General features: G+C 38.1%; 22 protein-coding genes. 11 read left to right on the forward strand and 11 right to left on the reverse strand.

Going from position 1 to position 22,975, the window contains the following annotated elements; translation table 11 throughout:
• Positions 1-220: 220 nt before the first annotated feature.
• The 5 genes from CHB66_RS08265 to CHB66_RS08285 form a co-directional block, all read right to left on the reverse strand.
• On the reverse strand, positions 221-955 hold the full coding sequence (locus CHB66_RS08265) for a LytR/AlgR family response regulator transcription factor (protein ID WP_089239873.1): 735 nt from the start codon (positions 953-955) through the stop codon (positions 221-223).
• On the reverse strand, positions 945-1,976 hold the full coding sequence (locus CHB66_RS08270; RefSeq protein WP_089239875.1) for a sensor histidine kinase: 1,032 nt from the start codon (positions 1,974-1,976) through the stop codon (positions 945-947). The genes CHB66_RS08265 and CHB66_RS08270 overlap by 11 nt, the downstream gene beginning before the upstream one ends.
• A 60-nt stretch (positions 1,977-2,036) precedes the next feature.
• Positions 2,037-2,786, reverse strand: coding sequence for a hypothetical protein (locus CHB66_RS08275; RefSeq protein WP_089240202.1), 750 nt, complete (start codon positions 2,784-2,786; stop codon positions 2,037-2,039).
• 192 nt (positions 2,787-2,978) lie between these two features.
• On the reverse strand, positions 2,979-6,125 hold the full coding sequence (locus tag CHB66_RS08280) for a PKD domain-containing protein (RefSeq protein WP_089239877.1): 3,147 nt from the start codon (positions 6,123-6,125) through the stop codon (positions 2,979-2,981).
• A gap of 492 nt (positions 6,126-6,617) precedes the next feature.
• The gene (locus CHB66_RS08285; protein WP_089239879.1) at positions 6,618-7,766 is read right to left on the reverse strand and encodes a hypothetical protein; all 1,149 of its coding nucleotides are present in this window, start codon (positions 7,764-7,766) and stop codon (positions 6,618-6,620) included.
• Between the two features lie 61 nt (positions 7,767-7,827).
• On the opposite strand from CHB66_RS08285, the gene CHB66_RS08290 reads away from it, so the two are divergent.
• The 3 genes from CHB66_RS08290 (at position 7,828) to CHB66_RS08300 (ending at position 12,248) form a co-directional block, all read left to right on the forward strand.
• Positions 7,828-8,475: a TatD family hydrolase gene (locus CHB66_RS08290; RefSeq protein ID WP_089239881.1), complete on the forward strand. Its 648-nt coding sequence runs from the start codon at positions 7,828-7,830 to the stop codon at positions 8,473-8,475.
• Entirely contained in the window at positions 8,468-9,193 is a 726-nt protein-coding gene (locus CHB66_RS08295) for a tRNA threonylcarbamoyladenosine dehydratase (protein ID WP_089239883.1), read from the forward strand. Before CHB66_RS08290 ends, CHB66_RS08295 begins: the two co-directional genes overlap by 8 nt.
• Before the next feature lie 202 nt (positions 9,194-9,395).
• Complete coding sequence (locus CHB66_RS08300) at positions 9,396-12,248, forward strand: outer membrane beta-barrel protein (protein WP_089239885.1); 2,853 nt, start codon at positions 9,396-9,398, stop codon at positions 12,246-12,248.
• Positions 12,249-12,330: 82 nt separating this feature from the next.
• Here CHB66_RS08300 and CHB66_RS08305 read toward each other — a convergent pair whose 3' ends face one another.
• Both CHB66_RS08305 and CHB66_RS08310 read right to left on the reverse strand, forming a co-directional pair.
• Positions 12,331-12,900 (reverse strand): fasciclin domain-containing protein, encoded by a 570-nt coding sequence (locus CHB66_RS08305; RefSeq protein ID WP_089239887.1) that lies wholly within the window; start codon positions 12,898-12,900, stop codon positions 12,331-12,333.
• A gap of 142 nt (positions 12,901-13,042) precedes the next feature.
• The gene (locus CHB66_RS08310; RefSeq protein ID WP_212668449.1) at positions 13,043-13,426 is read right to left on the reverse strand and encodes a hypothetical protein; all 384 of its coding nucleotides are present in this window, start codon (positions 13,424-13,426) and stop codon (positions 13,043-13,045) included.
• Between the two features lie 73 nt (positions 13,427-13,499).
• Here CHB66_RS08310 and CHB66_RS08315 point away from each other — a divergent pair, with 73 nt between their 5' ends.
• On the forward strand, positions 13,500-13,835 hold the full coding sequence (locus CHB66_RS08315) for a tRNA-binding protein (protein ID WP_089239891.1): 336 nt from the start codon (positions 13,500-13,502) through the stop codon (positions 13,833-13,835).
• Here the strand turns inward: CHB66_RS08315 and CHB66_RS08320 are convergent.
• Positions 13,832-14,155, reverse strand: coding sequence for a Rieske (2Fe-2S) protein (locus CHB66_RS08320; protein ID WP_089239893.1), 324 nt, complete (start codon positions 14,153-14,155; stop codon positions 13,832-13,834). The genes CHB66_RS08315 and CHB66_RS08320 overlap by 4 nt on opposite strands.
• A 52-nt stretch (positions 14,156-14,207) precedes the next feature.
• On the opposite strand from CHB66_RS08320, the gene CHB66_RS08325 reads away from it, so the two are divergent.
• Both CHB66_RS08325 and CHB66_RS08330 read left to right on the forward strand, forming a co-directional pair.
• Complete coding sequence (locus tag CHB66_RS08325; RefSeq protein ID WP_089239895.1) at positions 14,208-14,951, forward strand: hypothetical protein; 744 nt, start codon at positions 14,208-14,210, stop codon at positions 14,949-14,951.
• 90 nt (positions 14,952-15,041) lie between these two features.
• Positions 15,042-17,189, forward strand: a complete 2,148-nt coding sequence (locus tag CHB66_RS08330; protein ID WP_089239897.1) for a cation:proton antiporter — start codon at positions 15,042-15,044, stop codon at positions 17,187-17,189.
• Positions 17,190-17,228: 39 nt separating this feature from the next.
• Here CHB66_RS08330 and CHB66_RS08335 read toward each other — a convergent pair whose 3' ends face one another.
• Genes CHB66_RS08335 through CHB66_RS08345 form a run of 3 tightly spaced genes read right to left on the reverse strand, consistent with a single transcriptional unit; the run spans position 17,229 to position 18,602 of the window.
• Positions 17,229-17,828 carry a DNA-3-methyladenine glycosylase I gene (locus tag CHB66_RS08335; protein WP_089239899.1) on the reverse strand — a complete coding sequence of 200 codons (600 nt, stop codon included), beginning with the start codon at positions 17,826-17,828 and terminating at the stop codon, positions 17,229-17,231.
• A 5-nt stretch (positions 17,829-17,833) separates the two neighbouring features.
• Positions 17,834-18,298 carry a TspO/MBR family protein gene (locus CHB66_RS08340; RefSeq protein WP_089239901.1) on the reverse strand — a complete coding sequence of 155 codons (465 nt, stop codon included), beginning with the start codon at positions 18,296-18,298 and terminating at the stop codon, positions 17,834-17,836.
• Between the two features lies 1 nt (position 18,299).
• Positions 18,300-18,602 (reverse strand): DUF4286 family protein, encoded by a 303-nt coding sequence (locus tag CHB66_RS08345; protein ID WP_089239903.1) that lies wholly within the window; start codon positions 18,600-18,602, stop codon positions 18,300-18,302.
• Positions 18,603-18,709: 107 nt separating this feature from the next.
• Here CHB66_RS08345 and CHB66_RS08350 point away from each other — a divergent pair, with 107 nt between their 5' ends.
• The 5 genes from CHB66_RS08350 (at position 18,710) to CHB66_RS08370 (ending at position 22,972) form a co-directional block, all read left to right on the forward strand.
• Positions 18,710-19,378 carry a carotenoid biosynthesis protein gene (locus tag CHB66_RS08350; RefSeq protein WP_089239905.1) on the forward strand — a complete coding sequence of 223 codons (669 nt, stop codon included), beginning with the start codon at positions 18,710-18,712 and terminating at the stop codon, positions 19,376-19,378.
• 42 nt (positions 19,379-19,420) lie between these two features.
• A complete protein-coding gene (locus tag CHB66_RS08355; protein ID WP_089239907.1) occupies positions 19,421-19,855 on the forward strand; it encodes a sterol desaturase family protein in 435 nt (144 codons plus the stop codon).
• 1 nt (position 19,856) lies between these two features.
• Complete coding sequence (locus CHB66_RS08360; protein WP_089239909.1) at positions 19,857-20,759, forward strand: MerR family transcriptional regulator; 903 nt, start codon at positions 19,857-19,859, stop codon at positions 20,757-20,759.
• 214 nt (positions 20,760-20,973) lie between these two features.
• Complete coding sequence (locus CHB66_RS08365) at positions 20,974-21,486, forward strand: RNA polymerase sigma factor (RefSeq protein WP_076498167.1); 513 nt, start codon at positions 20,974-20,976, stop codon at positions 21,484-21,486.
• Between the two features lie 4 nt (positions 21,487-21,490).
• Positions 21,491-22,972 (forward strand): phytoene desaturase family protein, encoded by a 1,482-nt coding sequence (locus CHB66_RS08370; RefSeq protein WP_089239911.1) that lies wholly within the window; start codon positions 21,491-21,493, stop codon positions 22,970-22,972.
• Positions 22,973-22,975: the final 3 nt, after the last annotated feature.

The raw sequence follows: 22,975 nt of genomic DNA on the forward strand, positions 1-22,975 counted from the left end.
CATCGTGGTATTGTAAGTTATCCCAAACTTCTTAGAAATTGAAATACTAACTATATTTGAATAATAAAAGTGTCAACCATTTTCAGGACGAGACACCCTATTCCTCTTTCACCCTTCAAAATTCCTCCTGCTTCCCTCCTTCCTCCTTTACTTGGTTCATTGTACTTTGTACTTCGTACCCCTTTCCCCTTTTTCCTTTCCCCTTTCAACCCTTAGACCTTCAGCCCTCCACCCAATCCCGAAAAGCAGCAGTATTCGCCTGACTTGTGATCAACTTCTGCTTGGCTCCCTCAACCTGAATGGCTAGACTATTCTTCCCATAGCGCTCCATACGCTGAATTGCCCGCTTATGAACCAACTCGGCCCTGTTGATTCGGAAAAACCTACTTGGATCTAAGCGCTCCTCAAGCTCCTTTAAAGTAAGCAAGCCCATCAAGTGGCTTTTTCCAGCTAGATCTATAACCTTGACTACACCCTCCTCAGCCAAGAAATAAGCAATTTCCTCCACCGCAAGAAAGTAACTATCCTTGGCCGTATTGATGGTAAACCTACCTTTATACGCTGGCTTATCCAGCTTGATACTCGTCTCCGATTTGGTAAAAAGTAGAAATTTCTTCCAAGCTTTCTCAAAACGCTCAAACGTAAAGGGCTTCAATAGGTAATCGATCCCATTGCTTTCAAAAGCCTCGAGCATATGCGCATCATAAGCAGTTGTGAAAATCACGGGGGACTTCAAGGCAATTTCTTGATAAATCTCAAATGCATTCCCATCCTGCAAAGCGATATCAGAAAAGATCAGATCCACTTGACCTCCACGCTCAAAAAATACGATCGCCTCTTCCACTGTAGCACATTCACATACCACCTGCACAGGCTGAGTCAATTGTTCCAAGTAGCGCTTCAGTTTCCTCCTAGCCGGCAACTCGTCCTCTATGATCAAGATATCAATGTTCATTTTTAAATATTAAAGGAATGGTAACTTCAAAAGTACTTTCATTTTGCTTGATGTGCATGCTGTATTTGCCAAGCAACTCAAACTGTGTACGTAAATTCTGCAAAGCCCTGCCCCCACCTTTTTTCACTTGCTTTTTGGGCTTTAGTACATTACTAATTTTCAAAGACATTTCGCTAATTTTCAATTGAATAGCCACAGGAGACAGCTCAGTGCCAAGGTTATGCTCAATGGCATTCTCTATCAGCAATTGTAAACTAAGTGCAGGCAAAAAAGCCTGAGTTGGCGCTTCACCCGTAATATCCAATTTATAAGCCTGCCCATATTTCTGCTGCATCAATCTAAAATATCGCTGTGCAAAGGCCAATTCATCATTCAAAGGTACCAGTTGCTGGTCCGACGACTGTAATACATAGCGATAGATATCAGAGAAATCATGTAAAAATGCGGATGCTTGTACTTGATCTTCTTCTATCAGTTGATCGAGTACATTGAGGTTGTTGAAAAGAAAATGTGGATCAAGTTGCGCTTTGAGCTGAGCCAGCTGACTTTGCATCTGTGTCTTTTCCAAATTGGCCAGCTTGGCTTTATCCTCTTGGTTCTTCTGAAAATAGTAATGCGCCAAAAAGAATCCCCCATAGACAAATACATCCATGACGTACTTGATATTAGAGCTAATGAGTGATGCTTCATTGAAGTTTCGCGCTACCGTCCCGAAGGATAGTGCAACCAAATAGGAAAGCAGGTTATTGCCCAAAACATAGATCAGAAGTGAAATAACAAAAACCCGAATCGCTCTAGAAAGGGAGACCTGCTCATCAAACCTTTTGATCACTATCCCAATGATCACAAACAAAAGCATGGCATTGAAGAGTTGCGCCACAGCTGCCTCTGGGGTAAATATATACCAATCCACCTTCCTTCCAAAGAAATACCTGATCTGAACAGACTCCAAATAGGCAAAAATGACGATGAATGCCAGAAAGTACTTATTCAGATAAAAGGATGCAAAAAACTGTCTCATGGTGGGGTTTCTAAAAGGTAAAAATAGCCCTTTTTGGAAAAAGGGCTAGAACCATAACAATTACTTTTCAGGAGCAGGAGGGAAAGAATACAAGACTTCACCATTTTCACTGAAGAAATCCAGCTTGGCTTGATTCTCTTGATCCACATAGAACATCGCCCTAGGCATACCCTGATCATCAAAGAGGAAGAGTCCATTGTTTTGACTACCTGATTTGCCTAGCATCACTCTAGGGGCACCACCGACTAGTCCTTGCTCCTGGTACTCCATCATCTTGGCACGAGCTGCTGAAGGATCGGTTTTTCTCAATTCCTGCAGTTCAGCCATGATTTCCATGGTTTTGAGTTGGGTCTCATTTTCTGCTCTATCCATAAATACCAAGCTACTGCTCACCCTTCTACGATCTCCTTGCTTGGAATCAGTAGTCAAGAGCTGCATCACCTGATCCCCATCATACTGGTCAAAAGTCAGGGAGAGTCCAGCACTATGTCCATTTTCAGTCAAAGCTCCATCGTAGATAAAGCCACCACATTCGATCCCATCTTCATTGAAGAAGATCATCCCTGAGCGTTTTTTCCTATCTGCATTGGTTGGGCGATTGTTGATTTGCGTATCTCCATTTGGAAACTTGTCCACATTAGTAATGATCATTTTGACTGTCCCATCTGCTTCTACAATGTTGATGCGCTGCACATCGATCTCTTCAAATTGATGATGGCCATTGTTTTTGAATGCCACCGTTGCGACTAAGACCAGGCCCAAAGCCATGGCGGTCGAAAAACTCCTGAGTACTACTAATTCTCTGTTCATATTGTTGAGGTTTATGTTGAAATTCATGCTCCAAAAGTAGCATGACTGCTCACCAAACCCTCCCCCTTTCCAATGAACCAAGGAAAATACCAAATGAATATGGGGAATGAATAGATTAATGATTTAAAAAAAATTACAAGCCGAGTTGTTTTTGGTTTAAAAAACAACCCAAGGCAATTGCTAGATATACTACTATTTTATTTTAGTTAAAGTGCCAAGTATTGATTCCCTTTCAATTTGACCATTTATTTGGAATTCATAGTCAAACCGGTATCCATAAACTCCTGTTGGTGTTGGCTTTCCTTGAACTGATCCATCCCAAGGAATATTACCTTGATGAATAAGCTCGCCCCATTTATTATAAATACTTAAGACAAACTGTAAATCACCACAATTAGAGACAGGTCCAAATCCCCCTTCAGAAGGATCAAAACCTGTAGGCATTCTTATAATAGGCGTAGATTCAGTAACCATTACCCTTCCTATATTTACGCAACCTTCAACATTAGTAATGATGACTTCATACATTCCTGATCCTACTTGTTCAATTTCTTGGGTCATTTGCCCATTATTCCACAAATAAGTGTATGGACCTGTTCCGCCGATTAATTCTGTGCTAAGCACTCCATTATTTTCACCTGGACAAGGGTTTTGGACTGTTTCAATTAAGACTTCTAGGGCTTCTGGGCTATCAACGAAAACCTCAGTCGCAATTTGACATTCGTTGGCATCCAATACAGTAATACTATAATTCCCAGATTCTAGGCTTTCCAATTTGATCAAATCATCATTGACCTCAGCACTTTCAATGTCAACACTATAAGGTCTTTCACCTCCAATAATTCTTAAAGATATACTTCCATCCATATTTCCAAAACAGCTAACGTTTTCTACATCTATGGTTAAAAATTCAAGTGGATTTGGTTCAGTTACTATTAAGTTTTCAAGTTGAATTTCACAAGACTGACTATCTTTTATATTGACATTATACGCACCAGCAGAGAGGTTTTCTGCAATATTATCATCTAAACCTGGATCATGAGACCAGATAAATTGGTAAGGAGGTATTCCTCCTTGAACTTCAATTTCTAACTTACCATCCGATCCTCCACTGCAACTTACCTCTTTCAATTCTGATACAATAGCTTCTAATCCTGAATTGATAGCTACGATTAGGGTAGGTGAAAAGCCCTCACACAGGTTGTCAATTAGACTATACTCCCGATAAAAGATAGCTCCCATTACTTCCCATTCATTCCATAAAATTTCAACGTCAGGATTCCTGTTATCTCCAATAATTGTCCCTCCCATTACTTCCCATTCATATGCTCTAGAAGGTTGAGGGTTTGTGACTTGATAAATAAATGTTTCAGATGTATTACATATAAAATCAACACCTTCTGGAATCAGAGGTGCAATTTCTTGATTAATAGTGACCACGAGTTCTACTGGGGTTCCTCTGCAACCATTAATTCCAATGGGAATACCAATAATTTTTGCGTTTTCATTTGGATCATTCCATTGAACAGTTACGACACTATCTTCTTGGTTTAGGATAACCCCTCCCTCCACACTCCAATCTACTTGTGCTAAATTTCCTGATCCAGTAAAAATGTAGTCAAATACATCAACTTGTGGGCAGGCATGTTGTGGCCCTGTAACTTCACCTCCTATATCTTCTACTTCCACTTCAAAATAATGAACCTCTGTTTCATCGCAGCCAGTATCATTTTCAGAAGCGTAGATTTTGACTTCATATAGACCCGCATCAGAATAGGTATGGGTTACGTTTTTTCCTGACTTTGAAGCCGATCCATCTCCAAAGTCCCATGTAAAAAAGTTGAAATTGAGGTTTGAAGACGAAATACCCCAGTTGCCCTCTTGATTCAAACAAGCAATTCGTGGACTTCCAGTAGTAAAATCATCAAATGTAGAAGTTACCTCGTAACTTGAATTACCGAACTCTTGACCATAACTTAAAGCATAAGATGAGGAAGCGCCTACTGCATAGAAATAACCCATAAAACCACCTGGGTTAGCCAATTCATGAACTCCTGGATTAAGGTTTATTTGAGCATAAGAAAAACTCGGATCATTATTTATAGGAACAAACTGGTTTCCAACATTTTCGCCATCAATTTGCATTTGGTCAACATCTGAACTAGCAACAACGATTTGTGCATAATGCATGCTCGTATTGAAAACACGGTGTGCAAGAAGACTCAAGTTCGTATAAGCCTCTTCAAAAGGACGATAATTCACCATTTGGGGATTTCCATAATTTAAAATATTTGCTGGTGACTGCACTGAATTTTCATCTAAAATCAAACAAGAATATGATTTCCCAAATCCAAAAACAGCCATAGGATTGTTACTCGAAAAATGCAATGCTAAGCCATCAGGAACATCCATAGTATAAAACTCTCCTGAATTTAGGGTTGCTAAAAGGTCATCTCCTGAATAAACTTCCGTATTGTCGAACGCAGCTATAAATTTAACCAATTCACCCAATTGTCGATTCCGCAATGGAATATGGAAAAATTCTCTACCCCAGCTTGATACAGGTTCGTTCTGATTGAAAATATGAGAAGTCGAAAATGGACCACACTCAGGGTCGCCTATATCAGCAAATTTATTTCCTGAAAATACCGCAATTCTACCACAGCTTCCATTTGTATTTAACACCCTTACTCTTGTACCAGTGAGATCCGCTTGCGACTTGAATTGATAAGTCTCCCCTTTATTCATTGTAATAGTAAAAGCATCAGTGGAATTGAATACAGGGGCAGAAGGACTCACTTCAATCAAGGTATTATCTTCAGTTGCAACAATAAGTACCTGACTTTCATTATTGAACTGACGTATTCCTAGTCTTATTCCCTTGGTTTGGTTTTCATAATGAGAAGCAATAAAATAATCATCACCAAGTTTTTCAAAAGGTAGAACTAGTGTACCGTCAAATGAGCCGGGTTTTGCATTTATTGCATAGACTGAAATTTCTCCTTCTGAATATATATGGACTCCTTTACTTTCAATAATAGTATTTGTTTCTATTACCATGATTGAATTGAGCTCATGCTCAAAAATCTCTCCTTGATTTAAAGCAAAATCTACAGAACCTCCATTATATTCAATTGAACCGATAACATCGTTTTCCATAGCAGTTATCACTATAGTCGGAACAATTGGATCTCCTTGAAACAAGTTATCCATAAAACCCACAAAAAAATGCTGAACTTCTTTAACCCTATCCAAATCTTGTGATCGAACTTCTGTAAAGGACAATACAAGCAAAAAACAAAAAAATGAAAAGACGATTTTTTTAGCTTTATTCTTCATTCGTTGAATTTTCTATTCAAAAAATCAAAACCTTATTATCGAAAATAAGAAAAATTGTTGAAATTCCTTTCGGGTTGAGACATTTTCTCAATTTATATCAAGCTTCTAGATTATTTAATTGTTAGAGTAAGTTTGATCAAATTAGTAAAAATTATAATGTCACAAAATAAGTATGTGCCTTGTTCTATCTTAGAAATTCATTTGCATTAACCATCTTTAGACCATTCTTTGGTAACGCCCAATTCATACTTTTTGCATGTGGAAGTTATTAAAAATAAGTCTATTCCTTTCTTTTGTGTTCATTTCTCATAACTCTTAAAGTTCTGACTAACGTATTTGTAAATACTTGATAACAATTCAAATACTACAATCATTTTTCTCAATTTCCTCGTGTTCTTCATCCCATCCGTTAGCTTACGAAATCAACTTTTTAAGAGTAGGGGGAATCTCGGATAACGTTTAATATTAAAACCAAAGTAATCCCCACCCCCATCACTCCAACTTCACCTTATAAATCTTAACGAAGTCTTCTTCCTCTTCTAAGTTAATGCTGTTTTTGAAATAAAGATAATCACCCCTGACTAGCCATTGGGTATCATCTAATTCAACTGGGATTTCTAGTTGCTTAATCAATTCACCTTCTAAATCCATCACCAAAAGCCTGCTTGGGTAGTCCCTACGAGTTTTATTCATCATTTCACTCCAATGCACATTTTCATATTTGTCTTGTTCCCTTTCCGATATTCCGGGGAAAAATGAAACTAGAATGTACTTATCAGTCACTTTGATATTATCAAATCTCCCTGAGAAAATATCAGGATTGATAATTCTAGGATCTGCCTCTTCAAATGGCTCACCTTGGTTAAAATGATAATCAGGAATGTTGAGCGGAATTCTTTTGATTTGTTTATAAGGAGTATTTACATCGTGAATATTCAAAGCTGGTTCTATCCCGACTATATAATAGATTCTATCAGTGTCTGTGGTTACTCTAGGGACTAGGTGGGCAATATCGTGTGCTTTTCCATTTTTAAAAAAACTGGTTTCGTCTAGATACATAAACTGCTCTACATTTCTTTCTAAGGTGTCAAACCAAGCCAAGGCAGTGTAGTTTTCATAAAACTCAGGTGTGTTTCTTTGAAAATTTCCTCTTCCAGAGCCCGTAGTTAGAATTCTATTTCCTACCCAGTAAAATTCGGTATCTGCAGAAGCCCTTCCAGAGAATGCAGGCATTTTTTCTCGCTGATGTTTTCCTCCATGAACCAAATTCCCCTCTAAATCATAGGTGTAGACCCCTTGATTGGAAACAATTGTGAATGTTTGACCATCAGCACTGAATTTTCCTGCACCAAGTGGAAATGAACCATATCCATCTGGATCCTCACGGTCTTTTTTGATCTCAAAAATTTCTGTTCCTGTATAATTACTGACAACCAATGAAGCTTTCTTTTGATCAAAGAACAACGCGCGTTCAGTTGCAGGATGAATATCCATGAAATTCAATAAACCAAAGTATGGAACCTGAATAGAATCCACTTTAGTCAAAGTCAAATTTTCGACATTCGTGATATTTTCAGTATTTTTCTCCCCACAGGAAAGTAAAAACAGGACACATGCAAATGGTAGTAAATAGTTTTTCATAGGACTAAGAATTTCTTCTAAACTAATAAGTAAAAAGTTGCGATCAAAATTTAACTCAAAATTGAAGTTATTAAATATACATACCCATAGGCCGAATCAAGCCAATGCAATTTTCAACCAAGAGACTGCCACACAGCAAACCAAGTATTGCTATAGCCTCGGTCTACATCCTTGGTACTTGGATACAAACTGGGAATCTCTTTTGCAAGAAATGAAAACGAAAAGTGATGACCCAAACCTCTTTGCCATTGGAGAATGTGGGTTTGATTTGCTCAAAGGACCAAAGGAAGCCATCCAAATCGCAGCTTTTGAAGCACAGCTGCACTGGGCCAAAGAACTGGGAATTCCTATCATCATGCACCAAGTGAAAGGACTGCATGTATTACAACAATCCCTCAAGCACTTCAAAGATCCTCCTGCCATAGTTTGGCATGGCTTTATGGGTAAATCTAGTAGCTTTCAAAGTCTAATGAACTTTCCGATTTACTTTTCCTTTGGTGCAGCCATTTGCAAAGACCATAAACTGACAATTGCTACACTTGAAGCGTTACCACTTGAGCGTATATTTTTTGAAACTGATGATTCAGATTTTACCATTGAGCAGGTTTTTTCAAAAGCTTCTTTAATTTTGCGCCTTCCTGTTGAGAAATTGGCTAGACAGGTGATAGAAAATTGGAATCATATATCAAAAAGAAAAATACATGAATGATTTGGCTTGGCTTTCTAGAACGGAATTGATTGTAGGCAGAGCGGGATTGGAGAAATTGGCAAAAAAACACGTGCTGGTGGTCGGTCTCGGGGGAGTAGGGTCCTTTGCGGCGGAGTTTATCTGTAGAAGTGGTGTTGGTGAGATGACCATCATCGATGGTGATGCCGTGGATGTCTCCAACTGCAACAGACAACTACCAGCCACACAAAAAAATGTGGGACAACTCAAAGCTGACTGGATGGAGGAGCGACTGACAGCAATTAACCCAGCTTTGAAAATTCACGTGATCCGCGAATTTCTCAAGCCTGATGCCATGTATAATCTCCTTCAGGAAAACGAATACGACTATGTAGTCGACTGCATCGACAGCTTTAGTCCAAAGCTTCATTTGATAGAAAGTGCTTACAAGAGAGGTTTTCCATTGGTAAGCTCCATGGGAGCGGGAGGAAAAGTGGACCCTACACAAATTAGAATCGCTGATATTTCCGAGACTTACAATTGTAAATTAGCTAAGCATGTCAGAAAACGAATTAAGAACAAAGGAATAGCTTCGGGCTTCAAGGCAGTATTTTCTACTGAGCTTTATTTAAAAGACAGTTTGATGATGACGGATGGTCGTAATTTTAAGAAATCAGCCTATGGAACCATGTCCTTTTTACCTGCAGCATTTGGTTGCTCTTGTGCTTCAGTAGTAGTCAATGATTTATTAGCTGGTTGATGGTTTAAGTGACAGATTACAAGCTTTTTAGGGGTTGTTAGAAGTTCTATTTTAATCCTTTTTTATTGACAAAATCTTTTCGTTTGATCCTCTTTTTTTGCCATTTAACCTGCTTTTTATCCACTCAAAATTAATTCAATATTTGAGTTAAACTATTTGGTAACTCGCGCTGTCTAAGAGTGGATTTAAATAACCAAAACGAATGAAAATTATTTACAAATTATTTTTCTTGTTGTTATTAACAGGCCTTTCGCTTGAGGTCTCAGCACAACGAGGTCAGGGACAGCAAGGCCAAAGGCCAGACTTGAAATTTAAGGGAAAGGTTATCGAAGGGCCTAGTAAACTACCTTTGATAGGCGCCAATGTCCTAGTAAAGACTGTGACAGATTCTCTATTGACATCTACAGTGACGGATGTTGATGGTAATTTTGAAGTGAGCCGTCCTTGGATTCCTAATGTAAAAGTGGAAATCACATTCCTAGGCTATGAAAAATTCTCCAAAGAAATGGGCATGAGAGATGGCCTAGACTTGGGAATCATCGCATTGAATGAAGATAGCAAACTCCTCGGTGAGGTGGTTATTGAAGGACAAATAGTCGTTGGAGAACAAAGAGGAGACACCACTTCTTTCAATGCCAATGCTTTCAAAACCAGAGAAAATGCAGATGCAGAAGACCTGATAAGAAAATTGCCAGGTGTGACCATTCAAAACGGTCAAATCCAAGCCAGAGGTGAGCAAGTGCAAAAGGTATTGGTAGATGGAAGAGAATTTTTCGGAAATGATCCTTTCCTAGCCATGAGAAACCTTCCAGCTGATGTGATAGACAGAGTCGAGATCCTTGATCAAAGATCAGATCAATCAAGATTGACAGGTTTTGATGATGGCAACTACTCAAGGACCATCAACATCGTAACCCGTGGAGACAGAAGACAAGGTGTATTTGGAAGAGTGTATGGTGGTTATGGTACAGACGACAGATATTCCGCAGGTGGAAGCATCAATATTTTTAAAGGTGATAGAAGGATTTCCCTTGTAGGTCTATTCAATAACATCAACCAACAAAACTTCTCCCAGGAAGATCTTGGTGGAGGTGGAGGCGGCCGTCCAGGTGGAGGAAGACCTGGAGGAGGACCTAACTTCGGTGGTGGCCAAGATAACGGTATCATTACCACCAATAGCATGGGATTGAACTACTCTGATAAGGTAGGTGATAAAATGAATGTGACAGGTAGTTATTTCTACTCCAATTCAAGAAATAATCTGAGCAGTTTTACCAATAGAGAAATCATTCTTTCTGAAACTAACAGACAGTTCTACACCGAAGATTTGATCAATACAGTAGAATCTGGCAATCACAGAGCCAATGCTAGAATTGAATATGATGTCAATCCAAAAAATGCGATCATCATCACGCCTAGTTTGAATTACACAACAAGTAATGTTTTTTCGGACAGAGATGCTTTTACGGTAAACAATGCACTGAACCCACTAAGTAGTACAAGATCAATCTCAGGTTCAGAGTCAAGAGGGTATAACCTTTCCAATAACTTGGTTTATAGATACAAGTTTGAAAAGCAAGGAAGAACGCTTTCAACGACATTATTTACTGCGCTGAACGAAAGAGATTCGTATTCTGAATTACTTGCAGCCAATAGAGACTTTATCAGAAATATCAGTGATACCATCAATCAGGAAACGTTCGGTTTAACTGAAGGATTCAACTATAGAGCAAATGTGCAGTGGACAGAGCCTTTGAATGAGAATAGCTTGATGACATTCTCTTATCAAGTTTCAAATAATAAGTCTTCTGCTGATCAACAAGTATTCAGTTTGGTTCCTGAAGCAGGAATCATGGTATTGGATACTGCATTGAGTAACGTGTTTGACAATAAATTTGTAGTACAAAGACCAAGTGTTGGCTATAGATACAACTACAAAAATTGGAATATCAATGCCAACTTGGATTACCAATATGCAGTGCAAGACAACGAGGCTCTTTTTCCATTGGAAAGAGTTTTCAACAGAAGCTTCAGCAATTTCTTACCAGCTGTGAACTTGAACTATAGAAACATGATGAAAGGAACTACTTTCAGAATGAGATATAGAACTTCTACACAAGAACCAAGTGTAAATCAATTGCAAAACGTAATCAACAACTCCAACCCACTCAACCTAAGTGTGGGTAATCCTAATCTAGGTCAGTCATTCAATCACAATTTATTTGTGAATGTGGGTAAATTGAATCTTGAGAAGTCTAGAACCTTCTTTGTGTTTGCATTTGCATCCTTAACAGAGAACTTCATCGGTAATACTACTTTTGTTGCCCAAACAGATACTTTGATCAATGGAGAGGTGCTCTTGAGACCAGGAGGTCAGCTAAGTAGACCAGAAAACCTAGGTGGCAGATTCAATGGTAGAATTTTCTCTACTTATGGTGCTCCGATCAAAGCAATCAAGTCTCAGTTCAACATGAATACTTCCGTATCATTCAATAGAACTCCAGGGATCATCAATGGACAAAGAAACCAAAATGACAATATCGATTTAAGTCAAGGTGTGACTTTAACGTCCAACATCAGCAAGGACTTTGATTTCACTTTGTCTACCACTGGTACTTATACGATAGTGAACTCTTCATTGCAAACCAACCTGAACAATAACTACTACATTCAGAACTCCAATATCAGGTTGTACTACTCTCCAAACAACGGTAAGTTGTTTGTGTCCAATGTAGTAAACAATGCACTTTATAGAGGTCTCTCTGCAGGCTTAGATCAGCAGGTTTGGTTGTGGAACATCGAAGGTGGATACAGATTCTTGAAGGATAACAAAGGAGAATTGAAGTTGACAGTATTTGACCTTTTGCGTCAAAACAATGCCATTGCTAGAACAATCAACGACGTGTCTATTACAGATACCTTTACTCAAGTATTGACAAGATATGCACTATTGACTTTCACTTACAACATCGGAAGCTTCAAGCAGCCTGCTAGAGAGCAAGGTGGTAACCCAATGATGCGAATGATGCAAGGTGGCGGCGGTAGAAGCTGGTAATAGATTAATTTGATAATGGTTAAAACGATAAAAGCCGACCCTGTTAAGGTCGGCTTTTTTATTGTCAAATATTCTAAAAGAATTATTCAGACTTAGGTAACACCACGGTATCAATGGAGTGGATGACACCGTTTGACTGATATACATCAGCAATGGTTACTTTTGATTTGTTGCCATTTTCATCAGTGATGTAAAGGTCCTTACCTTGCATCCAAGCAGTGAGTGTTCCTCCTTGTACTGTGGTCAATGTAGCTTTGCCATTTCCTTTTTTGATTGCATCAGCGATTTCTTTGGATCCTAATTTACCCGCTACCACATGGTAGGTAAGAATTCCAGTCAGTGTAGCCTTGTTTTCTGGTTTTACAAGTGTCTCAACTGTTCCAGCAGGTAGCTTTTCGAAAGCCGCATTGTCTGGAGCAAATACTGTGAATGGCCCAGGAGTCTGTAAGGTCTCTACTAATCCAGCAGCCTGAACTGCTGCTACCAAAGTGGTATGATCCTTAGAATTCACCGCATTTTCTACGATATTCTTTGATGGGTACATTGGAGCACCACCAACTGTGACTGTTTTTTCCTTCTGTGCAAAAGTTTCTGTAGCACTTAAAGAAATCATGGCAAAAAACGCCAACGATAATAATCTAATAGTTTTCATAATAAGAGTGTTTTATTTTAGATGAGAACAATTACGAGAAGACTTTCTCCATTGGATTTGCTATAGCAAAAAAATGATAGAAAAAAATTAAGGCTACCTCTGATGAAGTAGCCTTAACGGATTTAGGTTTATTGGTATTTGCTTAATTGTCTTCTCTAAACTTGTCTACCACATACAAGAAAAGATTAAATGATAGGGTTGACATACCTTCTTTCTTATTATCTTTTTCCCCACCTTGCTTGTAAAGTGGATTATCTTTTTTAATTTGAGTGGTGCTGCTCGGCTTGAGATCCTTAGATGAATTTTGAGTATTTTGCCTCAGATAAAAATCAGATTTATATTCAACAGAATTTGATTCTGGGTTTTCAAAAGTATTGATAGCATCAGAATTTTTCTGAACATCCGTAATTGGCCTTTCTTTCTCACCTTGGGCTAGTGCATTGATTGAACCAATTACACAGAACATTATTGCGAATAAGAAACCTTTTGTGCTGATAGAAGAAATAATATTTTGCTCTGACATCATTTGTGGCTCTAGTCTGATTAAGTAACTGTGATTTAGCGTATAAGGTTTGTAAAAGTATAAAAAATAAATAGTAATGCAAACGATTGTGCTTTCTGATTTTCAAAAGATAGACCTAAGAATTGGGACGATCATTCATGCCGAGGTTTTCGAAAAAGCCCGTAGGCCCGCGTATAAACTAAAAATCGATTTGGGTGAATTGGGTATCAAAAAATCATCCGCTCAGATTACTGACCTTTATCAGCCAGAAGAATTGATTGGGAAGCAAGTAATCTGTGTCTGTAATTTTCCACCCAGACAAATCGCAGACTTTATGTCTGAAGTCTTGGTGACTGGCTTTGGTGATGGTCATGGTGCTATTGCTCTTGCCACAGTAGAATTTCCAGTTCCAAATGGAGGAAAACTACACTAAGGCATTTCTATTTCTAATCCTGAATCAGTGAGTTTAATTGAGTAAGTTTCCAAGGTTCCACAAGAACCAGCTTTTACCTCGCCAGATTTCATGTGGAATCTATATTCATGTAGCGGACAGACTACTTCCTCAAAATCAGTAATCATACCTTGATGGAGTGAGGCTTTTCGATGGGGGCAGTGTTGTTCAAAAGCGTAGAAGCTCTCGTTTATTCTGCTGATGCAGATTCTTTGACCACCGACTTGCAGGAGTTTGATCTGTTTGTTTGGAATCATCCCCACTGCTTCTTTTTTGCTTTGTCCTAATGTAAATGTTTTCATTTTGCGCTATTTTATTGGTAATTTAGAAAACTAAACCTAAACCATAGATCCAATGAAAAAAATATTGATACTGCCGCTTTTGTTTTTGATGGGTACAGTCATCGGTCAAACACTGGAAGGAGCTTGGAAGTTGACTCACCAAAATGGCAAAGAAGTGACGGATAAGACCGTTGTTAAAATCTTTCAAGACGGTTATTTTTCCTACGGCTCCAAAGAGACTAACACCAATAAGTTTCTAGGTGCTGGTGGAGGAGAGTTTAGCTTGAGAGATAATTATTATACAGAATCCTTCGATTTTAATACAGAAGAAGATTTGATCGGTGTGACTGTGGAATATTCCCTTGATATGGTGGATGGGAAAATTGTCACTTCTATAGAAAAAGGAGGAACTGCTAATGTACAGATCTGGACAAAAGTAAGTGACGCAAAAGATGATTTGACTAGAAACTGGGTCTTCACTGGAAGAAAAAATGATGGTGAAATCAGTAGGTCAACTCCGGGAGCAAGAAGAACAGTAAAAATTCTAAGTGGGGGTCACTTTCAATGGATTGCTTTCAATTCTGAAACAAAGCAATTTTCAGGAACTGGAGGAGGTACTTATACAGCCAAGGAAGGTAAGTATATAGAAAATATCGAGTTTTTCTCTAGAGATGATAATAGAGTCGGAGCAAGCCTAGAGTTTAACTACGAGGTGATCGATGGAGAGTGGCATCATAGTGGAATGAGTTCTACCGGTAATCCAATTTACGAGATTTGGTCAAAATACTCAGACGCTTACAAGAAGCCAAGCAAATAAAATTATTCTTCGTCCAACAAAGAATGTATCCCAACTTTATCTTGTTGGGATATTTTTTGGTTATAATTTTCAAAATTATTTAGAAATAGTATGATCTTTCTCCTTGCTTTTGACACAAGTTTGCCACTGACAAATCCTGTATTGAAGTTTCTTCTGATACTAATCATTATTTTGTTTGCCCCAATTATTCTCAATAAAATTAAAATACCTCATCTATTGGGGTTGATTATTGCGGGAGCTGTCATCGGTCCAAATGGTTTTAACCTGATGCAGAGAGATAGTAGTATCATCCTCTCAGGGACAGCTGGTTTACTTTATATCATGTTTTTGGCTGGTTTAGAGATAGATTTGGCTGATTTTAAGAAGAATAGTAAGAAAAGTATTGTCTTTGGATTATATACATTTATTATTCCAATGGTGTTGGGAACGCTTTCAGGCTTATATATTTTGAATTTTTCGATTTACACTTCAATTCTGCTGGCAAGTATGTTTGCTTCACATACACTTATTGCGTATCCTTTGATCAGCAAATTGGGAGTTGCAAAAAACAAAGCGGTCAATATTACTGTAGGAGGCACAATGATTACAGATACACTTGCCTTGTTGGTGTTGGCTGTAATAGTAGGAATGACAACAGGAGAAGTAAATACAGAGTTTTGGGTCAAGCTTTCTTTGTCCATTATAGCATTTGCGTTAGTTGTCATGTTGCTTTTTCCAGTGATTGGACGCTGGTTTTTCAAAAGATACGATGACAATGTGTCTCAGTATATTTTTGTTTTAGTAATGGTTTTTCTTGGGGCTGTGCTCGCTGAGATTGCAGGGATAGAAGCTATTATCGGCGCTTTCTTAGCAGGCTTAGCATTGAATCGATTGATTCCTCACACTTCGCCATTGATGAATAGAATTGAGTTTGTTGGTAATGCAATCTTTATTCCGTTTTTCCTAATTGGTGTTGGAATGCTAATCGATTACCGTGCTTTTTTTAAAGATCTAGAAACGATCAAGGTTGCATCAGTTATGATTGTAGTAGCGACAATAGCCAAATTTGTAGCGGCTTGGTTAACTCAAAAAACCTATAATTTCACACTAGATCAAAGGCGTTTGATTTTTGGGTTGAGCAATGCTCAAGCAGCAGCAACTTTAGCAGCTGTATTGGTTGGTTATAATATTGTGTTAGGTGAAAGCGCCTCAGGCCAACCTGTAAGATTGCTCAGCGAAAGTATCTTAAATGGAACAATCTTGATGATCTTGTTTACTTGTACTATTGCTTCTTTTGTAGCTCAAAAAGGAGCTAAGAATATTGCCTTATCAGAAGCATCCGAGAATGAATTAGATGATCAAGAAGGTCAGGAGAAAATTTTGATCCCAATTAGTAATATTGATACCACAGATGAGCTTGTAAATCTTGGGGTCACTATCAAATCAAAAATCAATAAAAGTGGTCTTTATGGGCTTAGTATTATTGACAACAATTCCACTGAGGGAACAGCCGACAAAAACGCTAAAAAAATACTTAATCAAGCAGCAGTGACTGCTTCTGCAACAGATAATCACCTCAATCAATTGCTTCGTTATGATTTAAATATTGTAAATGGGATTACCAGTGTCGTAAAAGAGCATAAAATCACAGACTTAATTTTAGGATTACATGTCAAAAAAGGAATATCAGACTCTTTCTTAGGGCATTTGACAGAGGGTATTTTAACCAAATGTAATACCACTACATTAATATATAAACCTGCTCAGCCTTTTGGTACGGTCAAAAGGCATATCATTATAGTACCGAAACATGCCGAAAAGGAAATAGGATTTCCTTTTTGGATTATCAAAGTTTGGAATATTGCTAGAAATTCTGGTGCAAAATTAGTTTTTTATGCTACAGAGGAAAGCCTATACATAATTAATGAGATTCAATCAAAGCATCCAATTGAGGCTGAGTTTCACGAGTTTGATGAATGGGATGACTTTTTAATTTTATCGAGAGATTTTCATAAGGATGATAACCTGATCATTGTCATGAGTAGAAAGGATAAAGCTTCTTATCACAGTAATATGAATAAGATTCCTTTGTATCTTAATAAGTATTTTAAGGAAACTAGCTATATTCTGATTTACCCCATGCAGGCTGGAGTTACAGATGATTCTCATATTGATTTGAAAAACCCAACTTTCATTGAGCCACTTGAAAAGCTAGACGAGATAGGAAAAACACTCGTAAGATTATTTAAAAGAAAGTAAACTTGGAAAAAGCTTATTAGACTCCTTAATACTAGTTTTTTATTCAGCTAATAATTTGACTTCTTCATATCGAAAGCACGAAGTAAGGTGATCATTGACCAAGCCAGTAGCTTGCATATGGGCATATATTGTCGTACTTCCAAGAAATTTAAATCCTCGTTTTTTGAGATCTTTGGCCAAGCGATCAGACTCGGAAGTAATAGCAGGGACCTCTTTCATGCTCTTTGCTGCTCGATTGATTACTTTACCATTGACAAAGTCCCAGATATAATTGCTAAAATTCCCAAACTCACTCTGAACTTCCATAAATCGACGTGCATTATTCACTGCCGCTCGAATCTTGAGTTCATTGCGGATGATTCCAGGGTTGCTGAGTAATTCTTGAATATAGCCTTCAGGCATATCGGCGACAACTTTGTAATCAAATTCAGCAAAAGCCTTTCTATAACCTTCTCTCTTTTTCAAGATGGTCGACCAGCTTAATCCCGCCTGTGCGCTCTCCAATATCAAAAACTCAAAATGAATACGATCATCATAGACAGGTACGCCCCACTCCTTATCATGATAGGTTATATATTCTTCGAAGCCCATGCACCATGGACACCTGTATTTGGAAGGATCTTGAGGTAGGTTAGGCATAACTGTCAGTTCAAATACCAAATACTAGCATTGAGCAAACTCGCGAAACTTACCCATAAAAAGTATGGGATAAATAAATAAGCCGCGGTGTTGCTGATGGGTTTGAATAGCTTGATACATGCTAGAATAGAAATCCAAAGAGGGATGATAACAATTAACCCTAGCAGTGGTGATTCTAAACCAAAAAAAGCAGGAGACCAAAGTGCATTCAAGACCATCTGAATTCCGAACAGCCAAAGTGCTCTTTGCTTGAAAGGATGGTTGGATTTCCAAATCAGGTAGAGTGAAATTCCAATCATAATATATAAGGTGGTCCATACAGGCCCAAAAACCCAAGAAGGTGGATTGAAACTTGGCTTATTGATCGTCTGATACCAACTTCCCACTGAGGACACAGTGACCAATGCTCCCAAAACCCCGGAGACTTGGGGAATCAAGATTGAGATGACGAGTTTTTGCCAATTTTTCATATCAGACCATTTCCAGTAAGGTCATGAAGATCGCTAATTTTTTCGGAAATTTCTTTTGCACTATGGCATTATGCTGATCAAAATATTGGTGCTGATAGGCCATGACCTGTTCCATGTTTTTGGCAAAGTATTGTACGGAATAATTCACTCCACCATCCTCTGAGTCATGCATGATTCTAAAAAGCTTATTTTCTACAAACTTTTCTGTAGACATAACTTCCGGTATGTGGATTTTTTTCATCCAAGTGACCCAGTCTTGTTCCACATCCTTTTCCACATTGACAGTTATATTATATAGTATCATCCGTTTTAATCTTTATTTTTACGGCACAAATTTACCAACATTTATTGGTTTGACCTGTTTATTCCTGCACAATCCTCCCAAGAGCAAGTACAGATTCTCAGCATCACATGAAAAACAATACACTTCGAGATAGATTGACTGCTATCTTCAGCGACAAGGTTTTACTTTTTAAAATTGCCATTACCATATTTCATTTGGTAGGTGTGATGGGAATGAGTTTACCAGTGTTGAGACCTTACTTTCAACTTCTGACTCCTTTTCATTTGCTTTTGAGTACCATGCTTTTATTTGTATTCCACAAAGAATGGAATAAGGCCTTTATTGGCTTTATGATCATCTCTTTCACAATAGGGTATGGCTCGGAAGTGATGGGCGTACATACTGGGTTTCCATTTGGTAATTACAGCTATGGCACTGTGCTTGGGTTCCAATTATTTGAAGTCCCTTTATTAATAGGAGTGAATTGGCTTCTCTTGGTATACTTGACAGGTGGGATTTTAAAAAATAAAATAAAGAATGATTACCTAGCTGCAATAGTCGCCTCCCTGATCATGGTAGTCTTGGATTACCTGATAGAACCAGTAGCTGTAAAGCTCGACTTTTGGACCTGGGAAAATGATGTCATCCCACTAAGTAATTTTATCGGATGGTTTGGGGTGGCTTTCATTATTCATTTGATTTATAGAAAATTGGACTTTGAGAAACATAACCCACTCTCATTCTATCTTTTGATCAATCTCACCATATTCTTTATCTTGCTGAATATTTTGTTGTAAAAAAACATGGTTAAACAAAACACCCCCTAACTAGTTACCCCTATGATGAATGCGATCTTATTTACTATACTGGGTTTTGCTGTAATGGAATTTTCTGGTTGGTTTATTCACAAGTACATCATGCATGGACCTTTGTGGAATATTCATAAGACACATCATCAGCCCTCAAAGTCCTATTTCGAGCTCAATGACTTGTTTTCGTTGCTGTTTGGAAGCATAGCTATTGTATTGATTATCTTAGGTCTATCAGATTTAGATTATAGATTTTGGATGGGGGTCGGAATTAGTTTATACGGAATCAGTTATTTCTTTCTTCATGATGTGCTGATTCACCGTAGGTTGAAATGGTTTGACAGGCCAAAAAATTCATTTCTAAGGGGTATATTCAAAGCCCATCAAGCGCATCATGCTACGAATAAGAAAAATGATGCAGTATCATTCGGTTTGTTTATAGTACCAAAAAAATATTTCAAATAAGATGAATGTAAGTACCTATTCTATCAAGGACCTTGAGCAATTATCTGGTATCAAGGCTCATACGCTTCGGATTTGGGAGCAGCGCTACAGTCTGCTTTCTCCAAAGCGGACAGATACGAATATCAGGTATTATGATGATGATGATTTGAAGTTGATTCTCAATGTAGCACTGCTCAATGACAATGGCTACAAAATCAGCAAGATTGCCAAAATGGATATTACTGAAATCAGGCAGGAAGTAGTAAAACTAACGGAACGCACCCTCACCCACGATGATCAGATCCATGCACTTACTATTTCTATGATAGAAATGGAAGAGGAGCGCTTTGATAAAGTCCTTTCAACCAACATCCTTAAGATTGGTTTCGAGCAGACAATGTTGAATATAGTCTATCCTTTCATGTCAAAAATAGGAGTGCTCTGGCAAACAGGTGCGATCAATCCTGCACAAGAGCATTTTATCAGTAATTTAGTAAGGCAAAAATTGATAGTAGCAATAGATGGTCAAGTATATAAAGGTGGAGGCAAGAAATTTTTGCTTTTCCTCCCTGAAGGCGAGCTACATGAAATTTCTCTCTTATTTGCAGCCTATTTAATCAAATTAAAAGGGCATAAAGTGATTTACTTGGGTCAAAGTACCCCAAGAGCTGATTTGGAGTTAGTGTATAAGATGCATAAGCCAGATTACCTCATGACAGTAATTACAACTGCTCCAGGTTCTGACCAAGTACAAGATTACATTGACAACCTTGCATCTGCATATAATGAGGCAGAAATCATATTGTCAGGCTATCAGATCATCGGTCAAGATCTGAGATTCCCTAAAAATGTAAAAACCATGAATTATATCCGAGAGATCAAAGAGTATATAGAGGAAATGGAAATGATAGCTCAAGAAAAATAATTAATAATTAGGCAAAAAAGTTAAACAGACCTTATGGTCTGTTTTTTTATTAAAAAGCATGTATATACACTGAAAATGGCTATTTTGGTCATTATATTAACTCAATGTTAATAACACTAGACTTTTTGTTTAATAAAAAATAAAAAATATTCCACAAAATGTTTTGCGGTTTGTTTAATCATTTATATATTTGATTCAACAAAAACAAAAAGCCATGACAACTCTAGAATTCAGTTACTCACTAAACAAGCTCTCTAGTTCTTTAAAGCCATTTGCTTTGAAATTGACCAGAGACATGGATGATGCAAATGACTTGATGCAAGACACAATGGTTAAAGCCTTCACCAATAGAGATAAATTTACTGAGGGTACTAACTTGAAAGCTTGGTTGTATACGATTATGAAAAACACCTTCATTACCAATTATCAAAGAATGGTAAGAAGAGGTACTTTTGTTGATACTACTGATAACTTACACTACATCAATTCAGGAGATGTTCTTGTGGAAAATGGAGCATACGGAGATTTCGCAATGGATGACATCTACGAAGCCATTGAAAATCTAGATGATGTCTACAAGACTCCTTTCATGATGCATTATAGGGGTTTTAAATACCACGAAATAGCTGAAAAGCTTGAGATTCCAATCGGGACAGTAAAAAATAGAATACATATTGCCAGAAAGATTTTAAAAGACGATCTTCACGTGTACAGACACAAAAATTAAGCATATGTCAATAAAAAATGTAGTGGTCATAGGGTCTGGTTTTGCTGGACTCTCCGCCGCCACACACCTTGCGAATCAAGGTTACAATGTATCAATTCTTGAAAAAAACAGTACCCCCGGTGGTCGAGCCAGAAAGTTCGAAGCCGAGGGTTTTGTTTTTGATATGGGGCCAAGCTGGTACTGGATGCCAGATGTCTTTGAGACTTATTTTGGATACTTTGGCAAAAAACCTTCAGATTATTATGATCTGATTAGATTGGATCCTTCATATTCGGTCATATTTGGAGACAATGATTTCATGGACATCCCTGCAAACCTCGGGGAATTCAGAGGGCTGCTAGAGACAATCGAACCAGGTGTTGGTCCTAAGCTAGATGAGTTTTTGAAGCAGGCTGCTTATAAGTATGAAGTGGGGATCAAGGATTTGGTCTATAGACCCAGCCGCTCAATTTTTGAGTTTAGTAGTCCTGGACTTCTACTAGATATGATTAGAATGGATATTTTTCAATCCATGTCTAAGCATGTCCGCAAGTTTTTCAAAGAAGACAAAATTATACGCTTGATGGAATTCCCAGTTCTATTTTTAGGAGAGACAGCTCAAAATATTCCCGCGCTGTACTCTTTGATGAACTATGCAGATATCGCTTTAGGCACTTGGTATCCGGATGGTGGTATGCACAAGATCATAGAAGGCATGGTGAAGTTGGCTGAGGAAAAAGGCGTGAAATTCTTTTATGATGCCGAGGTTACTTCCATTGACATTCAAAATGGAATTGCAAAAGCTGTACTCACCAAAGATGGAAGAAAGTTTGATGCAGATGTAGTTGTTGCTGGAGCAGATTACAACCATATCGATCAAAAAGTATTGGAGCCAGCATTTAGAAATTATGATGAAAAATACTGGGATAAGCGTGTGATGGCTCCAGGAAGCTTACTTTTCTATCTGGGAGTAGACAAGAAGCTAGAGAATCTACGACATCATAACCTATTTTTTGATGAACCACTTGGACCTCATGCTGACGCCATCTACACTAACCCAAGATGGCCTGAAAAACCTTTATTTTATGCATCAGTTCCCTCTAAGACTGACACAACAGTAGCACCAGAAGGAATGGAAAATCTTTTCCTATTGGTACCTTTAGCACCAGATTTAGAAGATACTGAAGAGATGAGGGAGAAGTATTACGATATCATCATGGAGCGCTTAGAGCGCTTGACAGGACAAGAAGTGAGGAGTCATGTGATCTATAAGCGCTCTTATGCGCACAAAGATTTCAAGACTGATTATCACGCATTCAAAGGAAATGCGTATGGTCTTGCAAATACCTTACTCCAAACTGCTATATTGAAGCCTTCATTGAAAAACAAAAAGGTGAAGAACCTATATTACACGGGTCAATTGACTGTGCCCGGGCCGGGTGTTCCACCTTCCTTGATCTCAGGTCATGTAGTGGCTAAAGAGGTGATGAAAGAAAACAATTTGTAAATA

The sequence above is a fragment of the Belliella buryatensis genome (assembly GCF_900188245.1).
GTDB lineage: Bacteria > Bacteroidota > Bacteroidia > Cytophagales > Cyclobacteriaceae > Belliella > Belliella buryatensis.

Coding starts and splice junctions, on each gene's coding strand:
- CHB66_RS08265 (WP_089239873.1), bottom strand. CDS start 955: ATGAACATTGATATCTTGATCATAGAGGACGAGTTGCCGGCTAGGAGG.
- CHB66_RS08270 (WP_089239875.1), bottom strand. CDS start 1,976: ATGAGACAGTTTTTTGCATCCTTTTATCTGAATAAGTACTTTCTGGCA.
- CHB66_RS08275 (WP_089240202.1), bottom strand. CDS start 2,786: ATGAACAGAGAATTAGTAGTACTCAGGAGTTTTTCGACCGCCATGGCT.
- CHB66_RS08280 (WP_089239877.1), bottom strand. CDS start 6,125: ATGAAGAATAAAGCTAAAAAAATCGTCTTTTCATTTTTTTGTTTTTTG.
- CHB66_RS08285 (WP_089239879.1), bottom strand. CDS start 7,766: ATGAAAAACTATTTACTACCATTTGCATGTGTCCTGTTTTTACTTTCC.
- CHB66_RS08295 (WP_089239883.1), top strand. CDS start 8,468: ATGAATGATTTGGCTTGGCTTTCTAGAACGGAATTGATTGTAGGCAGA.
- CHB66_RS08300 (WP_089239885.1), top strand. CDS start 9,396: ATGAAAATTATTTACAAATTATTTTTCTTGTTGTTATTAACAGGCCTT.
- CHB66_RS08305 (WP_089239887.1), bottom strand. CDS start 12,900: ATGAAAACTATTAGATTATTATCGTTGGCGTTTTTTGCCATGATTTCT.
- CHB66_RS08310 (WP_212668449.1), bottom strand. CDS start 13,426: ATGATGTCAGAGCAAAATATTATTTCTTCTATCAGCACAAAAGGTTTC.
- CHB66_RS08315 (WP_089239891.1), top strand. CDS start 13,500: ATGCAAACGATTGTGCTTTCTGATTTTCAAAAGATAGACCTAAGAATT.
- CHB66_RS08320 (WP_089239893.1), bottom strand. CDS start 14,155: ATGAAAACATTTACATTAGGACAAAGCAAAAAAGAAGCAGTGGGGATG.
- CHB66_RS08325 (WP_089239895.1), top strand. CDS start 14,208: ATGAAAAAAATATTGATACTGCCGCTTTTGTTTTTGATGGGTACAGTC.
- CHB66_RS08330 (WP_089239897.1), top strand. CDS start 15,042: ATGATCTTTCTCCTTGCTTTTGACACAAGTTTGCCACTGACAAATCCT.
- CHB66_RS08335 (WP_089239899.1), bottom strand. CDS start 17,828: ATGCCTAACCTACCTCAAGATCCTTCCAAATACAGGTGTCCATGGTGC.
- CHB66_RS08340 (WP_089239901.1), bottom strand. CDS start 18,298: ATGAAAAATTGGCAAAAACTCGTCATCTCAATCTTGATTCCCCAAGTC.
- CHB66_RS08345 (WP_089239903.1), bottom strand. CDS start 18,602: ATGATACTATATAATATAACTGTCAATGTGGAAAAGGATGTGGAACAA.
- CHB66_RS08350 (WP_089239905.1), top strand. CDS start 18,710: ATGAAAAACAATACACTTCGAGATAGATTGACTGCTATCTTCAGCGAC.
- CHB66_RS08355 (WP_089239907.1), top strand. CDS start 19,421: ATGATGAATGCGATCTTATTTACTATACTGGGTTTTGCTGTAATGGAA.
- CHB66_RS08360 (WP_089239909.1), top strand. CDS start 19,857: ATGAATGTAAGTACCTATTCTATCAAGGACCTTGAGCAATTATCTGGT.
- CHB66_RS08365 (WP_076498167.1), top strand. CDS start 20,974: ATGACAACTCTAGAATTCAGTTACTCACTAAACAAGCTCTCTAGTTCT.
- CHB66_RS08370 (WP_089239911.1), top strand. CDS start 21,491: ATGTCAATAAAAAATGTAGTGGTCATAGGGTCTGGTTTTGCTGGACTC.